At 73.4% G+C, this 17,806-nt stretch carries 17 protein-coding genes; 13 read left to right on the top strand and 4 right to left on the bottom strand.

Features of this window, described 5'->3' with window-relative positions; translation table 11 throughout:
• Nucleotides 1-29: 29 nt before the first annotated feature.
• Both OVN18_RS09000 and OVN18_RS09005 read left to right on the top strand, forming a co-directional pair.
• Nucleotides 30-2,162 (top strand): MMPL family transporter, encoded by a 2,133-nt coding sequence (locus tag OVN18_RS09000; RefSeq protein ID WP_267780390.1) that lies wholly within the window; start codon nt 30-32, stop codon nt 2,160-2,162.
• Between the two features lie 125 nt (nt 2,163-2,287).
• The gene (locus tag OVN18_RS09005; RefSeq protein WP_267780392.1) at nt 2,288-3,223 is read left to right on the top strand and encodes a tyrosine recombinase XerC; all 936 of its coding nucleotides are present in this window, start codon (nt 2,288-2,290) and stop codon (nt 3,221-3,223) included.
• A gap of 73 nt (nt 3,224-3,296) precedes the next feature.
• Here OVN18_RS09005 and OVN18_RS09010 read toward each other — a convergent pair whose 3' ends face one another.
• The gene (locus OVN18_RS09010; RefSeq protein ID WP_267780393.1) at nt 3,297-3,947 is read right to left on the bottom strand and encodes a peptidoglycan DD-metalloendopeptidase family protein; all 651 of its coding nucleotides are present in this window, start codon (nt 3,945-3,947) and stop codon (nt 3,297-3,299) included.
• A gap of 277 nt (nt 3,948-4,224) precedes the next feature.
• On the opposite strand from OVN18_RS09010, the gene rpsB reads away from it, so the two are divergent.
• From rpsB to OVN18_RS09040, 6 genes are all read left to right on the top strand, one after another.
• Nucleotides 4,225-5,301: a 30S ribosomal protein S2 gene (gene rpsB, locus OVN18_RS09015; RefSeq protein ID WP_267736690.1), complete on the top strand. Its 1,077-nt coding sequence runs from the start codon at nt 4,225-4,227 to the stop codon at nt 5,299-5,301.
• 12 nt (nt 5,302-5,313) lie between these two features.
• Nucleotides 5,314-6,141, top strand: a complete 828-nt coding sequence (tsf, locus tag OVN18_RS09020) for a translation elongation factor Ts (RefSeq protein ID WP_267736691.1) — start codon at nt 5,314-5,316, stop codon at nt 6,139-6,141.
• A gap of 141 nt (nt 6,142-6,282) precedes the next feature.
• The gene (gene pyrH, locus OVN18_RS09025; protein WP_267780394.1) at nt 6,283-6,993 is read left to right on the top strand and encodes a UMP kinase; all 711 of its coding nucleotides are present in this window, start codon (nt 6,283-6,285) and stop codon (nt 6,991-6,993) included.
• Between the two features lie 52 nt (nt 6,994-7,045).
• Nucleotides 7,046-7,600 (top strand): ribosome recycling factor, encoded by a 555-nt coding sequence (gene frr, locus OVN18_RS09030; RefSeq protein ID WP_168915324.1) that lies wholly within the window; start codon nt 7,046-7,048, stop codon nt 7,598-7,600.
• Nucleotides 7,601-8,656 carry a phosphatidate cytidylyltransferase gene (locus tag OVN18_RS09035; protein WP_267780396.1) on the top strand — a complete coding sequence of 352 codons (1,056 nt, stop codon included), beginning with the start codon at nt 7,601-7,603 and terminating at the stop codon, nt 8,654-8,656. It abuts the gene before it with no gap.
• Between the two features lie 46 nt (nt 8,657-8,702).
• The gene (locus tag OVN18_RS09040; protein WP_267780397.1) at nt 8,703-9,257 is read left to right on the top strand and encodes a DivIVA domain-containing protein; all 555 of its coding nucleotides are present in this window, start codon (nt 8,703-8,705) and stop codon (nt 9,255-9,257) included.
• Between the two features lie 89 nt (nt 9,258-9,346).
• Here OVN18_RS09040 and OVN18_RS09045 read toward each other — a convergent pair whose 3' ends face one another.
• Nucleotides 9,347-9,469, bottom strand: a complete 123-nt coding sequence (locus OVN18_RS09045) for a hypothetical protein (protein WP_267780398.1) — start codon at nt 9,467-9,469, stop codon at nt 9,347-9,349.
• Here OVN18_RS09045 and OVN18_RS09050 point away from each other — a divergent pair.
• The 3 genes from OVN18_RS09050 to OVN18_RS09060 are packed head-to-tail and all read left to right on the top strand — an operon-like array spanning nt 9,447 to nt 11,043.
• The gene (locus OVN18_RS09050) at nt 9,447-9,983 is read left to right on the top strand and encodes an aggregation-promoting factor C-terminal-like domain-containing protein (RefSeq protein WP_407666084.1); all 537 of its coding nucleotides are present in this window, start codon (nt 9,447-9,449) and stop codon (nt 9,981-9,983) included. The two genes, OVN18_RS09045 and OVN18_RS09050, sit on opposite strands and share 23 nt — an antisense overlap.
• A 14-nt stretch (nt 9,984-9,997) precedes the next feature.
• On the top strand, nt 9,998-10,300 hold the full coding sequence (locus tag OVN18_RS09055) for a hypothetical protein (RefSeq protein WP_267780400.1): 303 nt from the start codon (nt 9,998-10,000) through the stop codon (nt 10,298-10,300).
• Nucleotides 10,297-11,043 carry an alpha/beta hydrolase gene (locus OVN18_RS09060; RefSeq protein WP_267780402.1) on the top strand — a complete coding sequence of 249 codons (747 nt, stop codon included), beginning with the start codon at nt 10,297-10,299 and terminating at the stop codon, nt 11,041-11,043. Before OVN18_RS09055 ends, OVN18_RS09060 begins: the two co-directional genes overlap by 4 nt.
• A gap of 40 nt (nt 11,044-11,083) precedes the next feature.
• On the opposite strand, the gene OVN18_RS09065 is transcribed toward OVN18_RS09060, so the two are convergent.
• Both OVN18_RS09065 and OVN18_RS09070 read right to left on the bottom strand, forming a co-directional pair.
• Nucleotides 11,084-12,145, bottom strand: a complete 1,062-nt coding sequence (locus OVN18_RS09065; protein WP_267736699.1) for an AI-2E family transporter — start codon at nt 12,143-12,145, stop codon at nt 11,084-11,086.
• A 39-nt stretch (nt 12,146-12,184) separates the two neighbouring features.
• The gene (locus tag OVN18_RS09070; RefSeq protein ID WP_267780403.1) at nt 12,185-14,773 is read right to left on the bottom strand and encodes a DivIVA domain-containing protein; all 2,589 of its coding nucleotides are present in this window, start codon (nt 14,771-14,773) and stop codon (nt 12,185-12,187) included.
• Between the two features lie 260 nt (nt 14,774-15,033).
• On the opposite strand from OVN18_RS09070, the gene OVN18_RS09075 reads away from it, so the two are divergent.
• Both OVN18_RS09075 and OVN18_RS09080 read left to right on the top strand, forming a co-directional pair.
• Nucleotides 15,034-16,848: a hypothetical protein gene (locus OVN18_RS09075; RefSeq protein ID WP_267780404.1), complete on the top strand. Its 1,815-nt coding sequence runs from the start codon at nt 15,034-15,036 to the stop codon at nt 16,846-16,848.
• The gene (locus tag OVN18_RS09080) at nt 16,848-17,795 is read left to right on the top strand and encodes a tetratricopeptide repeat protein (RefSeq protein WP_267780406.1); all 948 of its coding nucleotides are present in this window, start codon (nt 16,848-16,850) and stop codon (nt 17,793-17,795) included. The genes OVN18_RS09075 and OVN18_RS09080 overlap by 1 nt, the downstream gene beginning before the upstream one ends.
• Nucleotides 17,796-17,806 lie beyond the last annotated feature (11 nt).

Consider the following 17,806-nt stretch of genomic DNA (forward strand, 5'->3'; position numbering starts at 1 on the left):
ACTAAAAATCCCCACCGAGAAGGACCGACATGGCCCGCTTGCTCCGCTTCATCACCGCGCGCACGACCTCCTGGATCGTGCTCGTCGTCGCTGCGCTCGCCGCCGCGGCGCTCTTCGCCGCCGGCTCCGGCGCCGAAGAGGAGACCGCGCCGCCCGTGGGCCTGCCGGACTCGGCGGAGTCGGTGCAGGTCGACGAGCTGCAGGAGTCGTTCCCGAGCGCGGAGGGGACATCCGCCCTGCTCGTCTACTCGGCCGGCGGCGCGGAGCTCGGCGAGAGCGACATCGCGACGATCACCCAGACGGCGTTCGGCCCGTTGGCCGACCTGTCGAGCGAGGGTGCGGTGCCGCCGCCGCAGATCTCCGACGACGGCACGACCGCGCTCGTCGTCGTGCCGCTCGACCCGATCACGGCGGTCGACGCCCAGGCCGAGCGCGCCGAGGAGCTGCGCACGGTCGCCGCCGAGGGCCTCGACGACGGGGTCGAGGTGTACCTGACCGGTGCCGAGGGCTTCGAGGTCGACGTCGCCGCGGTGTTCGCCGGCGCCGACTTCACCCTGCTGCTGACGACGGTGGTCGTGGTCGCGGTGCTGCTGCTCATCACCTACCGCAGCCCCTGGCTCTGGCTCGTGCCGCTCGTGGTCATCGGCGTGGCCGACGCGCTCGCGGGCATCATCGCCGGGCGGGTGGCGGCCGCGGCCGGAGTCGCCCTGGACGCCTCGGTGACGGGCATCCTGTCGGTTCTCGTCTTCGGCGCGGGGACGAACTACGCCCTGCTGCTCATCGCCCGCTACCGGGATGAGCTGCGCCTGCACGAGGACCGGCGCGAGGCCATGCGCCGGGCCGTGCGGGGCGCCGGCCCTGCCATCCTCGCGAGCGGCGGTACCGTCGCGCTCGCGCTCGCCACCCTGCTCTTCGCGGAGCTCGCCGGCAATCGCGCTCTCGGCCTCGCCTGCGCCGTCGGCGTGGTCGTCGCGATGGCCTTCGCGCTCCTGGTGCTGCCGGCGGCCCTCGTGCTGTTCGGTCGGGGCCTCTTCTGGCCCTACGTGCCGCGCTTCGGCTCGGCCGACGCCATCTCGCGCAGCCCGTGGGGGAAGCTGGGTCGCGGCGTGAGCAAGCGGCCCGTGGTCGTCGCGATCGCGGGCTTCGCCGTGCTCGGGGCGCTCGCGAGCGGCCTGCTCTTCGTGCAGACCGGCCTCTCGCAGAACGAGCGGTTCCTGCAGAAGCCCGAAGCGGTGCTCGGTCAGGAGGTGCTCGCGGACGCGTTCTCGGCCGGGGCGACGTCGCCCGCCGTCGTCATCGCGCCCGACGGCGACGTCGACGCCGCCGTCGATGCGCTCGAGGGGATCGAGGGGGTCGACGCCGTGGCCGTCGGCGAGAGCGCGGACGACGTGACGCGCATCGACGTGACGCTCGGCTCCGACCCCGAGACCCCGGCGGCCTTCGCGACGATCGAGAGGATGCGCGCCGCGCTCGACGACGCCGGTTCCGGCGAGGCGCTCGTCGGCGGGCTCGACGCTCAGGCCCTCGACGTCAGCGAGGCGCAGCAGCGCGACCAGGCGCTGGTCATCCCGCTCATCCTCGTCCTTGTGCTGCTCGTCCTCATCGTGCTCCTGCGATCGCTGCTCGCGCCGCTGCTGCTGCTCGTCGCGGTCGTCGCCAGCTTCTTCTCCGCGGTCGGTGCGAGCTGGTGGCTGTTCCAGTCGGTGTTCGGCTTCGCGGCCATCGACACGAACGTGCTGCTGTTCAGCTTCCTGTTCCTCGTCGCGCTCGGCGTCGACTACTCGATCTTCCTCGTCACCCGCGCGCAGGAGGAGTCGGAGAGGCTCGGCACCCGGGAAGGCATGATCCGCGCGCTCGCCGCGACCGGTGCGGTGATCACGAGCGCGGGGATCCTGCTCGCCGCGGTCTTCGCGGTGCTCGGAGTGCTGCCGCTCATCACGCTCACCCAGATCGGCATCATCGTCTGCATCGGCGTGCTCATCGACACCCTGCTCGTGCGCACGGTGATCGTGCCCGCGCTCGCCTTCATCGCGGGGGACCGCTTCTGGTGGCCCCGTCGCCCGAAGCTCACCGACGCCCAGGCGCTCGAGCGCGGCCTCACCGCGCAGAGCATCGAGCCCTCGGCCGCGCCGGCCGACCCGGTCGGGGTCGGCGCCCGCTGATCGCCGAGCCCCCGCTGACGGCCGAGCGCCGCGGCGCGCCCCTCGCGCACTCGATGTCGGAACGGATCGACGGCGCACGGGCGTGGGGCGCCGCCGCCGTCGGGCGTGCCCGTCATGCTGATGCCGTGCACTCCGATGCCCGCCCCCTCGACGACGCGATCGCCGCCTATCTGCGATCGGTCGAGCTCGAGCGCGGAGCCTCGCCGCACACGGTGCGCGCCTACCGCGGCGATCTGGCGACGCTCGCCGAGTTCGTCGAGCGGCGCGGCGCCGAACCCGATCCCGCGCTGCTCGACCTCGAGCTGCTGCGCGAGTGGGTGTGGGCGCAGAACGAGGCGGGGCTCGGGGCGGCGACCCTCGCCCGCCGCACGTCCACCGTGCGCGGGTTCACCGCCTGGCTCGCGCGCACGGGCAGGGCGCCGGCCGACGCGGGGGCACGGCTGCGCGCCCCGCGGCCCGGTCGGCATCTGCCCCGGGTGCTCAGCCGGGCGCAGGTGGACGAGCTCTTCGAGCAGCTCGCCGCCCGCGCATCCGGCCATGATCCGGCGGCACTGCGCGACCTGGCGATCATCGAGCTGCTCTACGCGAGCGCCCTGCGGGTGAGCGAGCTCGTGGGGCTCGACCTCGCCGACATCGACGACGAGCGCCGCACCGTTCGGGTGCTCGGCAAGGGCGCGAAGGAGCGGGTCGTGCCCTTCGGCCTGCCCGCGCACCGGGCTCTTCTCGCGTATCGCGAGCGCGGGCGACCGGCGCTCGCGGTCGGGGCGACCGGTGCGACGGGGCGGGATGCCCTGCTGCTGGGCGCGCGCGGGTCGCGTCTGTCGACCCGCGCCGTGTACCAGCTCGTCGCACGGCTGCTCGTCGACCTCCCGGGCAGCGGCCCGGCCGGTCCGCACGCCTTCCGGCACACCGCCGCCACCCACCTGCTCGACGGCGGCGCCGACCTGCGGGCCGTGCAGGAGCTGCTCGGCCACGCGAGCCTCGGCACGACGCAGATCTACACGCACGTGAGCGCCGACCGACTGGCCGCCGCGTACCTCACGGCGCACCCGCGGGCCTGAGGCGCGCGGCACTCGGCGCGCCGCGGCGGTGCGGCAGCCGAGGCGCGGGAGGAACGGGCCTCGACGGCCCGCCTCACCCGCGCGGTGCCGCGAGCGGCAGCAGTACCGCGCGCTGCAGCCCGCCGAGCCAGCGCATCGGCGAGACGTAGAGCCCGGCCTCGCGCACGCCCAGGTGCGCGCACGGGCGTGCGCAGTGACCGGGTTCGAGCACCCCGAGCTGCTCACCCGCGACGACCTCGTCGCCGGCCGCGACCGAGGCCGTGACCGGCTCGACCGTGACGAGCAACGGCCCCGCCCGAACCGTGACGACGCCGCGGTCGACGACGCGGCCGGCGAAGTGCACGACGCCGTCGACGGGGGAGCGGACGACGGCCGGCTCGCCGGGCGGCGCCGCCGGAGCCGCGAGATCGACGCCGCGATGGCCGGCGGCGTAGGGCGTCGGCGGCGCGAGGAAGGGTCGTTCGACGAGGCGCGGCCCGTCGACGGGCCACCGCCAGCCGGGATCCGGCGCGGTGCCGAGCGACCGCGCCGCCGGGTGGGCCCCGCTCGGCATCGCGGCGAGGGCACCGGGCGCAGCGGCGGCCTCGGCCGTCGGCAGCGCCGCCAGGAGGCCGAGCGCGAGGAGCGGCAGGAGAGCCGCCGCGAGCCGGGCGGCGGGCCGTCGGCGCGGGGCCGCGGGCGACCGGGGCGGAGCGGCGAGGGCGGCGGCGGAGACGGGGAGCATGCGCGGCAGTCTGGCCCGCGGCGGGCATCCCGTCGCCCCGGAGATCGGCCGCGGGGGAGAGCGGGACCGGCGGGATCGTCGGTGAGGAGCGGTGATATGCTGATCGACGCAGTCGGCATGTCCGGCTGACTTCGCGTGCCCATCCAGGCGCACATCCCCATCAGTCCCGCACGTCCTCCCGGAAGGGAGGATCACGCGTGCGGGTCGGGGCCAGCGCCGGGCACCAGGGCTCCGCCGATCGGCAGGAGCGACAACTGAGAACAGAAGGAGTACGGCCATGGCCGTCGTCACCATTCGCCAGCTGCTCGACAGCGGCGTGCACTTCGGGCACCAGACCCGCCGCTGGAACCCGAAAGTCAAGCGCTTCATCCTGACCGAGCGCTCGGGCATCCACATCATCGACCTGCAGCAGTCGCTCGGGTACATCGACAAGGCGTACGACTACGTCAAGGAGACGGTCGCCCACGGCGGCACCATCCTCTTCGTCGGCACCAAGAAGCAGGCGCAGGAGTCGATCGCCGAGCAGGCCACGCGCGTCGGCCAGCCCTACGTCAACCAGCGCTGGCTCGGTGGTCTGCTGACCAACTTCCAGACCGTCTCCAAGCGCCTCGCGCGCATGAAGGAGCTCGAGGAGCTCGACTTCGAGGACGTCGCCGCGAGCGGTTTCACCAAGAAGGAGCTGCTCATCAAGAGCCGCGAGCTCGCCAAGCTGCACAAGTCGCTCGGCGGCATCCGCAACCTCACGAAGACCCCGAGCGCCATGTGGGTCGTCGACCCCAAGCGCGAGCACCTCGCCATCGACGAGGCCCGCAAGCTCGGCATCCCCGTGATCGGCATCCTCGACACCAACGCCGACCCCGACGAGCTGGCCTACCCGATCCCCGGCAACGACGACGCGATCCGCTCCGTCGCCCTGCTCACCCGCATCATCGCGGATGCTGCTGCCGAGGGTCTCATCGAGCGCCACCAGAAGACCGAGCCCACCGGCAACGTCTCCGCCGTCGAGCCGCTGGCCGAGTGGGAGCGCGAGCTGCTCGAGGCCGGCAACGCCGAGGCCGCCGCCGCCGAGTCGACCGAGGCCCCTGCCGAGGCCGCCGCGAGCGAGACCCCCGCGGGTCAGACCGAGGGTGTCGGCGCCACCGTCGCCGAGAACGACGCCGACGCGGCCGTGGCCGCCACCGAGCCGACGACCGACGCCGTGCCCGAGCACGCGCCGGAGACCGCCGAGCAGGTCGAGGCGACGATCGAGGCCGAGGCGACCGAGGCCGAGAAGAAGCCCGCCGCCAAGAAGCCGGCCGCGAAGAAGGCGAAGGCCGACGCGGCCGACGCCGAGCCCGCCGCCGAGACCGAGTAAAGGAGCCCATCCATGGCCACCATCAGCCTGGCTGACGTCAAGACCCTGCGCGAGCGCCTCGGCACCGGCATGGTCGACACCAAGAACGCTCTCGTCGAGGCGGACGGCGACCTCGAGAAGGCCGTCGAGATCCTGCGCCTCAAGGGTGCGAAGGGCAACGCGAAGCGTGCCGACCGCTCCACGAGCGAGGGCCTCATCGCCGCGCACGAGTCCGCGGGCGCCACGGTGCTCATCGAGCTCGCCTGCGAGACCGACTTCGTCGCCAAGGGCGAGAAGTTCGTCGCGCTCGGTGAGCGCGTCCTCGCCGCCGTCTCGGCTGCGGGCGCCTCGACCGTCGAGGAGGCCCTCGCGGCCCCCGTCGACGGCTCGACCGTCGGCGCCGTGATCGACGACGAGGCCGCCATCATCGGCGAGAAGATGGAGCTTCGCCGGGTCGCCCGCGTCGAGGGCTCGAACTTCGCCGTCTACCTGCACCGCACCAACAAGGACCTGCCCCCGCAGGTCGGCGTGGTCGTGGCGTACGAGGGCGACGACGCCGAGACGGCGCGCAGCATCGCGCAGCACATCTCGTTCGCCGACCCGCAGTACCTCACCCGTGAGGACGTCCCCTCGGAGACCGTCGACGCCGAGCGTCGCATCGTCGAGGAGATCAGCCGCAACGAGGGCAAGCCCGAGGCCGCCCTGCCGAAGATCGTCGAGGGCCGCGTCGGCGCCTTCTTCAAGCAGGTCGCCCTGCTCGAGCAGGACTACGCGCGCGACAACAAGCTCTCCGTCGCGCAGGTCCTCAAGGATGCCGGTCTCACCGTGACGGGCTTCGCCCGCTTCAAGGTCGGCGCCTAACCGTCGTGCTGAACGGGGCCCGGTACGCGTGAGCGACCGGGCCCCGTTCTCATGCGCGCGCCCGCACGAGGCGCACTACTCTGAACACCGCCCCGCCCCCGATCAGCAGGGACGGGCCACCGCCGAAGAACGAGGATGCTCATGACCGATCGTCGCCGCCGCGTAATGCTCAAGCTCTCGGGGGAGGCGTTCGGCGGGGGATCCCTCGGCGTGAACCCCGACGTCGTCGGAGCGATCGCCCGCGAGATCGCGGAGGCCGCGAAGGACGTCGAGGTGGCGATCGTCGTTGGCGGCGGCAACTTCTTCCGCGGCGCCGAGCTCAGCCAGCGCGGCATGGAGCGCGGGCGCGCCGACTACATGGGCATGCTCGGCACCGTCATGAACGCGCTCGCCTTGCAGGACTTCCTCGAGCAGGCCGGCGCGCCCGTGCGGGTGCAGTCGGCCATCCAGATGACCCAGGTCGCCGAGCCGTACATCCCGCTGCGGGCCGAGCGCCACCTCGAGAAGGGTCGCGTCGTGATCTTCGGCGCCGGCGCCGGTCTGCCGTACTTCTCCACCGACACCGTCGCGGCGCAGCGCGCGCTCGAGATCAGCGCCGATGAGGTGCTGGTCGCCAAGAATGGCGTCGACGGCGTCTACAGCGACGACCCGCGTCGCAACCCCGATGCCGAGAAGCTCGAGCACGTCACCTACCAGGACGCCCTCGTGCGCGGCCTCAAGGTGGTCGACTCGACCGCGTTCTCGCTCTGCATGGACAACGGCATGCCCATGGTGGTCTTCGGCATGGAGCCCCAGGGCAACATCGCCCGCGCCATCCGCGGCGACGCGATCGGCACCCGCGTCTCGACGTAGCCGCCCGAGGCGCCCCGCTAGACTCGACCCGACCTGCGAAGGAGTGTTGCCCGTGATTGCCGATGTGCTCGCTGAAGCCACCGAGAAGATGACCAAGGCCGTCGACGTCGCGAAGGAGGACTTCGCCACGGTGCGCACCGGCCGTGCGAACCCGCAGCTCTTCCAGAAGATCCTCGTCGACTACTACGGCACCCCGACGCCGCTCGCCCAGCTCGCGAGCCTGCAGAACCAGGATGCCCGAACCCTCGTCATCACGCCCTACGACAAGAGCGCACTGAAGGAGATCGAGAAGGCGATCGTCAACTTCCCGAACCTCGGCGCGAACCCCAACAACGACGGCACGATCATCCGGGTCTCGATGCCCGAGCTGACCGCCGATCGTCGCAAGGAGTACGTGAAGATCGTCAAGGGCAAGGCCGAGGACTGCAAGGTTGCCATCCGCAACATCCGCCGCAAGGCGAAGGAGGACCTCGACAAGCTCAAGACCGAGGTCGGCGACGACGAGGTGGCCCGGGCCGAGAAGGAGCTCGAGGCGCTGACGAAGAAGCACACCGATGCGGCCGACGAGGCGCTCAAGAAGAAGGAAGCCGAGCTCCTCGAGGTCTAGATGACCGACCCCGCCACCGGCCGCGATGAGGCGGCCGCCACCCCGAAACCCTCCGACGAGTCCCTCGCGGCGGCCGCCCTGGCGTCCCCCGAGGCCCCTCGCCTCGGTCGGCGCCTCGGCCGCCGGTCGGGATCGACCGCGCGCGCCGACGTCGAGAACGTCATCAGCGACGTCGAGAACGCCATGAAGGATCTCGAGGCGCGCGCCCGCGAGATGGATGCCCGCCTCGAGGCCCGCGCCGGCCGCAACCTGCCCAAGGCCATCTTCTTCGGCCTCATCCTGGGGCTGCTGCTGCTGTTCAGCCTCATCGTGGTCAAAGAGCTGTTCATGCTGTTCGGAGCGGCTCTGGTCGCCTTCACCTCCTACGAGCTCGCCAGCGCGCTGCGGTTCGCGGGCCGCGATGTGCCGCGCATCCCGATCGTCATCGCCTCGGTGGGCGTCATCGCCCCCGCGTTCTACTTCGGGGCCGAGGGCCTGTGGTGGGCGATCCTGGCTGGGGCCGCCTTCGTGAGCCTGTGGCGCATCGTGGAGACCGCCCGCCCCAGCATGCGCGAGCCGGGCGTCTCGCTGCACACCGATCTCGCCGCCGGGCTGTTCGTGCTCGCCTACGTGCCGCTGCTCGGCGGCTTCGGCGTCGTCATGGCGGCGGAGGACGGCGGCGAGTGGTGGACCCTCGCCTACCTCATCATCGTCATCTCGATCGACACGGGCGCCTACGCCTCGGGCATGGCGTTCGGCAAGCACCCGATGGCCCCGCGCATCAGTCCGAAGAAGACGTGGGAGGGCTTCGCGGGCTCGGTCGTGGTGGCGCTCATCGCCGGCGTGCTGCTGGCGCTGTTCATGATCCAGGAGGACTGGTGGGTCGGCGTGCTGCTCGCGGTGCTGCTCGTCGGCACCGCGACGCTGGGCGATCTGACCGAGTCGCTCATCAAGCGCGATCTCGGCATCAAGGACATCTCGACCTGGCTGCCCGGTCACGGCGGGTTCCTCGACCGGCTCGACTCCATCCTGCCGTCGACGGTCGTCGCCTACGTCGTCTTCGTGCTGCTGGGCTGAGCGGCGCGATGCCTGCTCCCCGCACCGCGTCAGGCATGATGGACGCGTGACCACGACGTTCCCCGAGGCCCACAAGGGCAAGCCCGGTTACGACATCGCCGAGGTCGACGCCTTCCTCGTCGCCGCGCGCCTGGCCTACGGCGCCGCTCCCGGCAGCGAGACCGCGCTCACGAGCGACGAGATCCGGCGCACCGCCTTCCGCCTGCGCCGGTCGGGCGGCTACTCCGTGCGTCACGTGGATGCCGCTCTCGAGCGCCTCGAGGAGGCCTTCGCCGCCCGTGAGCGCGAGCGCGAGATCGCGCTCCGCGGTGAGGCGCAGTACTTCGCCGAGACGCGCGCCATCGCGCAGGAGCTCGTGGACAGGTTCGATCGCCCCGCCGGCCAGCGGTTCCGCCGCCGCGGGCCGCTCACCCGCGGCTACCACCCCGCCGACGTCGACGCCCTCGCCGATCGACTCGCCGGCTACTTCCAGAACGGCGACCCGATCGCGGTCGAGAACGTGCGCACGGTCGCCTTCCGGGCGCGGCTCGGCGGCTACGACGAGGCCCAGGTCGACCACGTCCTCGACGCCGTCGTGAGGGTCATGCTGGCCGTCCGCTGAGCGCGCGGCCCGGGCATCCGTTACGCTGTTGTGATCGTGGGTAGGCATCAGGTGAATCAGACAGCCCCCGCTGCGCGGAATCCGCGTGGTCAGGGGAGCAGCTCCCGACCCGTCCCCCGGCACGGCCGGGCGGTCGAGCGCCACGTCCGCAACCGCTGGTCGCTGCCGGCGTTCTCGTTCGTCGCGACGATGTCGATCGTGCTGGTGAGCATCGCCGACACCTCGGCGCCGGCCGTCGCCGTCGAGCTCGCGGCCCCGGGCGCGACGACCGTCGACAGCCAGGAGTTCACCGCGAGCGGGGCGCACTCCGTGACCGCGCAACTGGCCGCGTACGACATCACCGAGCCCGCACCGCCCCCGCCTCCGCCACCTGCAGCCGCCCCGGCGGCGCGCGCGGGCGCTCCCGCCGCCGGCACGCCCGACCCCGGCTCGGCCAAGGCGATCGCCGCCGAGATGGTCGCCGCCCGCGGCTGGGGCACCGAGCAGTACGACTGCCTGGTCGCCCTGTGGCAGAAGGAGTCGAGCTGGAACGTGTACGCGTACAACGCCAGCTCGGGCGCGTACGGCATTCCGCAGTCCCTGCCCGGCAGCAAGATGGCCTCCGTCGGCGCCGACTGGCAGACCAACCCGGCCACGCAGATCACCTGGGGCCTCAACTACATCCAGGGCCGCTACGGCGACCCCTGCGGCGCCTACGCCTCCAGCCAGAGCCGCGGCTGGTACTAGGCGCTTCCCGCACGATGCCCCGCAGCAACCGCCCGCGCGGTCGACGCTCGACGCCCGCCGAGGAGGAGGCGCTCGATGTCGCGCGCATCCGGCTCGGCATGAAGTCGACCGCCGTCAAGCGATCCGGCACCTGGAACGTGCAGCCGGTGAGCGCGGCCTCCGCGCAGAAGGCGTACGTCTGCCCCGGGTGCGGGGGAGAGGTGCCGCCGGGCACGGCGCACGTCGTCGCCTGGCGCGCCGACGGGTTGATGGGCGAGGCGGCTGATCTCGCCGACCGTCGTCACTGGCATCAACGGTGCTGGAGCATCCAGCCATGACCATCGAGTCGGAACGGGGCGCCATGAGCGAGGAGATCCGGGGCAGCACGGTGCTGCCGGCCCGCCGCGAGGCGATCGAGCTGCAGACGGATGACGGGCTCACGCTCGTCGGCGAGCTGAGCCTGCCCGAGCACGGGGAGCCCCTCGCGACCCTCATCTGCCTGCACCCCCTGCCGACCGCGGGCGGGTTCATGGATTCGCACGTGATCCGCAAGGCCGCGGCCCGGCTGCCGGCCCTGGCGCAGATCGCCGTGCTGCGTTTCAACTTCCGCGGCGTCTCGAGCCCGCGGGGCACCTCGCAGGGGGAGTTCGGCCACGGCGACCTGGAGCGCTTCGACCTCGCGGCCGCCGTGCGGTTCGCCGCCGACCGCGGGCTTCCGCAGCGCTGGCTGCTCGGCTGGTCGTTCGGCACGGAGGTCGCTCTGAAGCACGGACTGCCGCACGACGTCGTCGGCGCCATCCTGCTCTCGCCGCCGCTGCACCGGACGAGCGAGGACGAGGTCGCGGCGTGGGCGCACAGCGGCAAGCGCCTCGTGGTCGTCGTGCCCGAGCTCGACGACTACCTGCGGCCGGAGGAGGCCGCGGTGCGCTTCTCCGCGGTTCCGACGAAGGAGTTCGTCGCCGTCGAGGGAGGCAAGCACCTCTGGGTCGGCGAGAGCCAGACCTACCGGGTGCTGTCGGAGATCGTGGCGCGGCTCAACCCGGCCGCGCTGCCGCTGCCGACGCAGTGGCCGCCCGCCTGATCGGGCGCATCCCGCCGAGAGCGCTCGCGCGCGGCCCGCGCTACAGCTTCTGCTGCCGCGGGACGAAGACCTGGTCGATGATGATCAGGACGGATGCTGCCACGGGGATGGCGATGAGCGCGCCGAGCACCCCGAGCAGGGTTCCGCCGATGAGCGCGGCGATGACGACGACCGAGCCCGGCACCTTGACCGCCCGGTTCATGATGTTGGGGCTCAGCAGGTACGCCTCCACCTGCATGTAGACCAGGTAGTAGATCGCCGCGGCGATGACGGTCGACATCGACTCGGGGTTCACGACGAGCTGGGTCAGCACGATGAGGATCGAGCCGGAGATCGTGCCGACGAGGGGGACGAGCGAGAACAGGAACGCGACGAAGGCGAACAGGGCCGGGTACGCGGCGCCGATGATGCTGAGGAAGACGAAGCTCAGCACGCCGTTGACGAGGGCGAGGCTCACCTGCCCGACGACGTAGCGGCCGACGGCCGAGGCGACCTGCTCGGAGATGTGCACGAACTTCTCGCGCCGCGAGGCCGGCACCAGGCGGTACATGGCCTGCTTCATCGAGTTGAGCGAGGCCGTGAAGTACAGGGTCAGGATGAGGATGATGATGCCGCCGAAGAAGCCCGTGGCGACGCCGACGGCGACCCCGAGCACGCCGCCGCCGATCTCGGCGAGGTTCGCGGGGTCGCTGAGGAACTCGATGCCGGCGTCGACGGCGTCCTGCACGTTGAGCAGCTCGACGGGCACGAAGGTCTGCACCGTCGCGATGAACGACTCGAGCGACTCGATCTCGCTGACGAAGTCGACGATCTGCCGGATGAGGCGGGTGACCTGCTCGACGATGACGGGCACGAGCGCGAAGACGAGCCCGGCGAACAGGCCCAGCACGCCGAGCAGCACGGTGAGGATGGCGAGCCAGCGCGGCCAGCCGCGCTTCTCGAGCCCCGAGATGAGCGGATCGAGGCCGAGCGCGATGAAGAGGGCGGCCCCGATGTAGGTGATGATCGAGGCGAGCGAGCCGATGGCGCTGCCGATCACGAGCGCGACGAGGACTCCGAGTCCGCCGAAGAGGCCGAAGCGGAACGCGTTGGTGATCTTCACGGGGCGGGGCTCCTCGGGGATGCGCGGGGGTGCGGACCCCTACTCGTCGCTGATCGAGCCGGAGATCCTCTCTGCCTGCGACAGTACTCCGCGCAGGCCCTCGAGATATCCCGCCACGGCGTCGCGCTCCACCCGGATGCGCGCGAGGCGCTCCTCGGCCTCCGAGACGAGCTGGCGCGTGCGCTCCTCCGCCTCCTCGACGATGGCGGATGCGCGCTGCTCGGCGTTCTGCAGCACCTCCCGCGCGCGGCCGTCGGCATCGGCGCGCAGCGCTTCGGCGTCGCCGCGCGCGCTGCGCGCGAGGCTCTCGGCCTCGGCCCTCGCCTCGGCGGCCCGCTTCTGAGCGTCGGTGAGCTGCGCCGTCGCCTCGTCGAGGTACTTCTGGGTCTGCGCGACCGCCTCCTGCTGGCGGGCGAGGTGCTCGCGCTCGGCCTCGTCGCGGCGGGCGGTGAGCTCGACCTCGAGATCGATGCGCGCCTCCTCGGCGGTGCGCGCGAGACGGGCCGCCTGGGCATCGGCATCGTGCTGGGCGGCGGCGGCCGCCGCGGCGGCCGCGTCGGCCAGGGCGCGCTCCTGGGTCTCGCGGTCGCGGGCGAGAGCCGCTCGCTGGGAATCCGCCTCGGCCTGGAGCGCGCGGCGCTGCTCGGCGCGCTCGGCATCGGCGGCGGCGCGCGCTCGGGCGTCCTCCGCCGCGGCGGCGGCCTGCCGATCGGTGATCTCGGCGGCGAGCGCGTCCCGACGCGCGGTCGCCTCGCGCTCCTGCTCCGTCCGCGCCGCGTCCAGCTCGTGCTGCAGATCGGCGCGGGCACGGGCGATCTCCTGCTCGAGGTCGCTGCGACGCTGCGCGACCTCGGCGTCGAGCGTCGCCCGCGTGTCGGCGAGGTGGGCGGCCCATTCGGCGCGCGCCGCCGCGATCTCGGCGTCGGCGGCGCCGCGCTCCTGCTCGGCGTACGCGGTGGCGCCCGCGCGCACGTCGGCCGCGTGGGCGTCGGCCGTCGAGTGCTTCTCCCGGGCGTAGGCGTCGGCGTCGGTGCGCGTGCGGTGAGCGTAGGCGTCGGCGCTCGAGCGGGCCTCGTGGGCGTGGGCGTCGGCGGCGCTCGTGACCTCGACCGCGCGGGCCTCCGCTGCCGCCGTCACCTCGGCCGCGCGGGTCTCGGCCTCGGCGGTCACGGCGGCGGCCCGGGCGTCGGCCTCTGCCGTGCGGGCGGCGGCGCGCGACTCCGCCTCGGCGACGACCTTCGCGGCCCGCGCCTCGGCGGCGCTGACGACGTCGGCCGCGCGGGCCTCGGCGGTCGTGGTGGTCTCGTTCGCCCGGGCCTCGGCCTGAGAGACGAGCTCCGCCGCCCGCGACTCCGCCTCGGCGACGACCTCGCGTCCGCGGGCATCGGCGGCCTCGGTGACCTCGAGTGCGCGGGCGTCGGCGGCGGCGGTGACGTCGTGCGCGTGGGCGTCGGCCGTCGTCGTCACCTCGAGGGCGTGCGCATCGGCGCCGCCCCGCGTCTCGGCGGCGTAGGCGTCGATCTCGCTGCGGGTCGCCAGGGCGTAGGCGTCGGCGGCGCTGCGGGTGTCGGCGGCGTAGGCATCGACCTCGGCGCGCGTCTCTCGCACGTAGCGCTCCGCCTCGGTGCGCTGCTCGGTCGTCGCGCGGTCGGCGTCGGCCCTGGCCGCCTCGATCTCGCGCTCGAGCTCCGAGCGGCGGGTGGCGAGCTCCTGCTCGAGCGCGGCCCGCACCGCGGTCTCCTGCTCGTCGAGGGCAGCGCGTCGACGCTCCTCCTCGGCCTCGAGCGCGTCGCGGCGGCGGTCCTCCTCGGCGTTCCACTCGTCGGTGCGGCGGGCGAGCTCCGCGTCGGCCGCGGCGCGCGCCGCACCGAGCTCGGCGTCGAGAGCCGCCCGATCGCCGGCCAGGTCTGCCTCGAGCTGAGCACGGCGGGTCGCGCTCTCGCTCTCGAAGACCGCGCGCTCGCGCTCCGTCTCCCGTGCGAGGGCGCCGGCGCTCTCGCGCGCCTCGGAGACCTCGCGATCGGCCACGACGCGCAGCTCGGCGAGCTCGCGCTCGGCCTCCGCCCGCAGTGCCGCGGCCTCGCGCTTCGCCGTCGCCCGGGCCTCCGCGGCCTCCGTGGCGACCGCGCCGCGGATCGCGGCGGCCTCGCGGGAGGCCTCCTGCACGAGCTGATCGGCGTCGTCGCGCGCCCTCTCGAGAAGCTCCTCCGCGGTGCGCTGGGCGGTCTCCGCCGCGGCCGCCGCGCGCTCGCCCGCCTCGGCGACGAGACGCTCGACCCGCTCGTGCGCGTCGGCCATCGCCCGCTCGGCGTCGTCCTGGGCGCGGGAGCGCACCCGCTCGGCGTCGATGTCGGCCTGGCTGATGACGCGGGTCGACTGCTCCTCGGCGAGCCGCAGGGTCTGCTCGAGCTTGGTGCCGAGGCCGGCGTAGGTGGGGCGGCCGACCTCGTCGAGCTCGGCCTGAAGGTCGTCCACGACGGCCTGCAGCCGCTTCAGCTCCCTCGCGGTCTCCGCCCGGTCGCCGTTCGCCTTGATGACGTCGCGGCGCAGCTCCTGCAGCGCCTTGTCGACCTCGTCGCGCTTGTACCCGCGCATCTCGGTGCCGAACTCGTTGTCGATCGATGCCACGTGCTGTCTCCAGGGTCTGAGGCGGACGCTGTCGAGTGTAGCCCGGGGGAGCGGGCCCTCGAAGGGCCGACGGAGGCGTCCCCGGGGCGGTCCGAGCGGGCATCCGCTAGGCTGGAACGTCTTTGTCCTGCTGGCCGGCGCCTCGTCCACGATGGGGTTCCGCTCGACGACACAGGGTCGCGGGTGCGTCATACCCCGCGCGTCCGCGCTCTCGCGGCCGCCCGCGCCCCTCACGAGCCGGCACGAAAGGAGTTGCCCCCGTGCGTTTCATCGTCGCGATCGTGCTCTTCGTCGTCGCGTTCGCCTCCATCGGCCTCGGCGTCGCCCAGCGCACCATCTTCGCGGAGCCCGACCGGCTCACCTCGTCCGTCGAGTACGAGAGCAGCGCTCCCGTGACCGTCATCGACGGGTCGGCGCTCAACGCCCTCGACGGCCGGCAGACGATCGCCGTCCTCGGCGGCGTGACCGCCGAGCCCGGGGGGGACGACGCGCTGGACCCCGCGGCCACGGCACCCGCATCCAGCGATGCGATCTCGGCCGCCTACGGGGCGAGCACCGACGTCATCGCCTGGGTCGGGGACGCCCCGTACACGCTCATCACCTGGGACGAGACCGAGCAGCAGCTCGTCGCGGAGCCCGTTCGCGGCACGGCCACCGAGGTGCCCGATCTCGTGGGCAGCGACCTCTGGTACCAGGACTACCGGGGCGAGGGCGAGCTCGGCATCACGCTCAACGTGCCCGAGGACGTCTCGCTGCTCGTGGCGACCGACGGCGTGCTGCCCGCGCCGCAGGCCATCTCGGTCACCTGGCCGCTGGAGAGCGACTCCCCGTACAGCACCCCGCTCCTGCTCGGCGGCTTCGCCGCGCTGCTGCTCGGACTCATCGCCCTCATCTGGGCGCTGCTCCATCTGCGCAAGCAGCGCGGGCCGCGCCGCAAGAACCCCAGCCAGCCGAAGATGCCCCGCGTGCCGCGCCCCTCGCGCTACCGCGCCGTCTCCTCGAGCTCGCTCGTCGGTCGCCCCAAGGGCCGCCGTGCCGTGCGCAGCATCGCGCTGCTGCCCGTCGCTCTCGCCGGGACGCTCGTGCTCGGCGCCTGCACCGCACCGGGTGCCGGCCCCGCCCCCTCGCCCGAGCCCTCGGCGTCGGCCGCGGAGGCGGTCGAGGAGCTGCCGCCCGTCGCCGTGACGGCGAGCCAGGGCGAGCGCATCGTCTCGCGCGTGCTCACGGCCGTCGCCGACGCCGATGAGGCGCGCGACGGCGAGCTCGCGGCGACGCGCCTGGCGGGCCCCGCCCTGCTGCTGCGCCAGACCAACTACGCCGCGGTGGCCGCGAACGCCGAGCTGCCGCTCATCGCCGCGATCCCCTCCGGCTCGGTCGACGTGCTGCTGCCCCAGCAGACCGACACCTGGCCGCGGCGCATCCTCGCGGTGGTGTCGAACCCGGAGGACACGGCGGTGCCGCCGACCGCGCTCGTCCTCATCCAGGAGAGCCCGCGCGAGGACTACAAGGCGAACTACGTGCTGACGCTCGAGCCGCAGGCTCAGGTGCCCGAGGTCGCGCCCGCGAGCCTCGGCACCCCGGCCCTGCAGCCCGACACGCCCTTCCTGCCCGTCACCCCCGCGACGGTGCTGCAGGCCTACACCGACAGCCTGCTCACCGGGGAGGCGGCCGAGGGGTACGACCTCTTCGCCATCGAGGGCGACAGCCTGCGCGCGCAGATCGGAGCGGCGGTCAAGCAGGAGCGCAGCGACGCCCTGCCCGACACCGCCTCCATCGAGTTCACCAACGCGGTGGGCGACGCCGAGATCGTGACGCTCGGCACGCTCGACTCCGGCGGCATCGTCGTCGGCTACCTCACCGAGACCGAGACCGTGCGTCCGACGCAGGACGGCGCCTCGGTCAACGCGAGCGGCGCCGTCGCCGCGCTCTCGGGGGTCGAGTCGAGCGAGGCCGGGCTCGTCGCCACCTACGGCACGCAGGTCATCTTCTCGGTGCCCTCGCTCGCCGACCCTGACGCTCCCATCGTGCTCCTGGGGTACTCCCAGGGCCTCATCGCCGCCTCGGAGGTCTCCTGATGACTGATGCGCCCTTCTCGCCCGCCGCCATGCGCGGTGCGGTCGACCTCACCTCACTCGTGCGCGCCGCCGCCGCGCCGCCGGCGTCCGCCGCGCCGCCCGCCCCCGGCGGCGGGGGGCCGGCCGCGTCCGGCGCCGCTCCGACGGGCGGGCTCGTGCGCGACGTCGACGACGTGAGCTTCGGCGAGATGCTCGAGCTCTCGTCCCAGGTGCCGGTCATCGTCGAGTTCTACGCGCAGGGCCTCGCGCCCTCGCTCGGGGCGATCATCGCCTCCTACGGCGGGCGCCTCGCTCTCGCCACGGTCGACGGCAACCGCGCCCCCCAGCTCGCCCAGGCGTTCCAGGTGCAGCAGGTGCCCGCCGTCGCCGCCGTCATCGGCGGCCGTCCGATGCAGCTCTTCGTCGGGATGCCCGCCGAGGCCGAGCTGCGCTCGGTGCTCGAGGAGGTGCTGCAGGTCGCGGCGCAGAACGGCGTCACCGGCGTGCTGGACGTCGCCTCCGGGGAGGACGCGGCGGCCCCGGTCGAGGAGCCGCTCGCCCCGCTGCACCAGGAGGCCTACGACGCGATCAGCCGCGGCGACTACGCGGCCGCCGTCGAGGCGTACCGCCAGCAGCTCGCCCAGGCCCCCCGCGACCAGGAGGCCGTCGCCGGGCTCGCGCAGGCGAGCCTGCTGCTGCGCCTCGACGGCGCGACCGCCGCCGGACTGCGCGACGCCGCGGCCGCCGGTCCGCACGACGCGGATGCCCAGCTCGCCGTCGCCGACCTCGACCTCTCCGGGGGTCACGTGGAGGACGCGTACGGGCGCCTGCTCGACGTGTTCCCGCACCTCGACGCCGAGGGGCGCACCGCGGTGCGGACGCGCCTGCTCGACTACTTCGAGATCGTCGGCGCGGAGGATCCGCGCACGATCGCCGCGCGGCGTCGGCTCACCGCGCTGCTCTACTAGGGCATCCCGCA

This window comes from Microcella daejeonensis, assembly GCF_026625045.1.
Classification (GTDB): Bacteria; Actinomycetota; Actinomycetes; order Actinomycetales; family Microbacteriaceae; genus Microcella; species Microcella daejeonensis.